The sequence below is a fragment of the Bradyrhizobium sp. ERR14 genome (assembly GCF_014198235.1).
In the GTDB taxonomy this organism is placed as follows: domain Bacteria; phylum Pseudomonadota; class Alphaproteobacteria; order Rhizobiales; family Xanthobacteraceae; genus Bradyrhizobium.
This window is the reverse complement of record NZ_JACIHD010000067.1, coordinates 1-1,229: the sequence shown is the minus strand read 5'-3', so window position 1 is coordinate 1,229 and position 1,229 is coordinate 1. Positions and strand designations below refer to the sequence as shown.

At 56.8% G+C, this 1,229-nt stretch carries 1 protein-coding gene; it reads left to right on the top strand.

What is annotated here, in order from left to right; genetic code table 11:
• Positions 1-376 precede the first annotated feature (376 nt).
• Positions 377-1,150, top strand: coding sequence for a hypothetical protein (locus GGD62_RS40530; RefSeq protein ID WP_183714861.1), 774 nt, complete (start codon positions 377-379; stop codon positions 1,148-1,150).
• Positions 1,151-1,229 lie beyond the last annotated feature (79 nt).

The window sequence follows — 1,229 nt, the reverse complement described above, 5'->3', positions numbered from 1 at the left end:
CTCGAACTTGCCACGCATCCAAAGCTCCGAGATCCAACGCAAATCAGTGAATCACGGAAATCGAACAAAAACGATAGTTTTTCAGCAGACTGCTAAAGCGCAAATACAAGGCCGATGGTTCAGCCATCGCGCAGAGCAGCTTCTTCTTGACAGTCGATGGAGCAGCCAAGGCCGGGGAACTGGCCAAGGTAGCCCCCCTGTCGTGGTACGCTGATCGCGCGTCTCTGGTGGCGGAAGTCGCTGGTGATCGCAAGGGTAGCGCGCTGAAAAAACGTCAATACGAGGTCGCCGAGTATCACGAGGCCCGCTACGGCCGCCTCATCCAACCAATTCGAGCACAAGTGACTGCGCGACTGGTCGGTTTGAGGTCTCAATCATGAATACGATGTCGCCGACACCGCTTGAGTCCATTCCGTTTGTCGATGCCGTCGCCGGACGGTCGAAGAAGGACATGGCCGAGGTCGAGGCCACCCTGACCAAGCACGGCGTCGTCGCTGCTCCGTCTCCCCCACCCGCTCGCCAGCTACGGATCAAGCGTATCGCATTTGCCGGAGTTAAGGTACTGCACGGGGTTACGAGCGATTTTGAATTCGGCTGGGACGTCGATCAAGATGGACTGTTTGGCATTGTCACTCGCGACAATCTCGTCGGCAAGACGACCGTTATACAGGTTGCCCTCTGGGCCCTGCGAGGATCGACCAAAAATCTCTCCGATACGGTCGCAAGCTGGCTGCGGTCCGTCGACGTGACCTTCTTGGCCGACAAGCGAAGCGTTCGCGTGGCCTTTGCTATCGACGACGCCACGCCCAACGGAACTGTCTCGATCGGGGAAGGCGTCGATCAAAAGGTTCACCGTTTCGTCGACGAGCCTCAATTCAAGCGTGTGATGCAGGAGATTATGCTTGAGGCGCTCGCGTTGGAACCTATTCCCGCATCGAGAAAACTGGCCGATGGTCGCATGGTGGCGTGGGATGACGGCTGGACGGCCTACACCAGGGCGTTCCTAGCGGATGCGGATAGTGACGCTATTATCGGCGAGCATATCGGCAACGATTTGACGCAGCGCCTGCTGCAAGTTTTTGTCGGGCTTCCGTGGGCTCGCACGCTATTCCAAGCCAGAGCGAGGCTGAACGTTCTAGCAGTCTGCTGAAAAACTATCGTTTTTGTTCGATTTCCGTGATTCACTGATTTGCGTTGGATCTCGGAGCTTTGGATGCGTGGCAAGTTCG

Bases quoted from the DNA above. Each gene is read 5' to 3' on its own strand.
- GGD62_RS40530 (WP_183714861.1), top strand. From the start codon at position 377: ATGAATACGATGTCGCCGACACCGCTTGAGTCCATTCCGTTTGTCGAT.